A 691-nucleotide genomic window follows, 5' to 3' on the forward strand; every position below is an offset into this window, starting at 1 on the left:
CTAGTTATCACCTGACACCGGCCTCAAACCGGTGTCTTGTTTACGCTACTTTAGTGCGCACTTCCTTCGGTATCAATTTCAGACCCTTCTTGAACATGCTGTAGGGGGTCTGACCCTCCATCATCCTGCCCTGATGTGGCCGCTCGGTGTTGTAGTGTTCCAGGTAGCTATCCAGGTCTGTCTGCATCTGTTCTACCGACTCATACCAGGTCGTCCTCCCCTTGATACGGAAGTGCTCATCCAGCAGTGTGCGGTGCAACCGCTCGATAAAGCCATTGCTCTGCGGCCTGCGTACCTTGGTGGTCCGGTGCTCAATCCCCTCCAGTTGCAGGAACAGCTCGTAGGGATGATGGTCAGGGCGCCCACAGAACTCGCGCCCGTTGTCCGACAAGATGGTATAGACCCGAGCCTCATGGGCTTCGAAGAACGGCAGGACCGTTTCGTTGAGCACATGAACCGAGGTCACCGGCAGCTTGCTGGTGTAGAGCCGTCCCCAGGCGTGGCGGCTGTAGCAGTCCAGCACGGTTTGCAGATACACCTTGCCTACCCCCTTGAGTGCGCCGACGAAGAAGGTGTCGACCGCCACCAGTTCCCCGGTGTAGTGAACCTCAATTTGGCGTTCGCGAAACTCGGGGCTGAAGCGCTCGAGCAGGCGGATCTGCTCGTCATTGAGCTCAATCGTCTGTTCCCT

At 57.5% G+C, this 691-nt stretch carries 1 pseudogene; it reads right to left on the bottom strand.

The features are described 5' to 3' along the window. Nucleotides 1-40: 40 nt before the first annotated feature. Nucleotides 41-691, bottom strand: a pseudogene (locus J9893_RS20740) (IS481-like element ISAs19 family transposase); the annotation flags it as partial.

Origin of the sequence: Aeromonas sp. MaB10011B (genome assembly GCF_017939325.1) — a bacterium.
Lineage (GTDB): Bacteria > Pseudomonadota > Gammaproteobacteria > Enterobacterales > Aeromonadaceae > Aeromonas > Aeromonas caviae.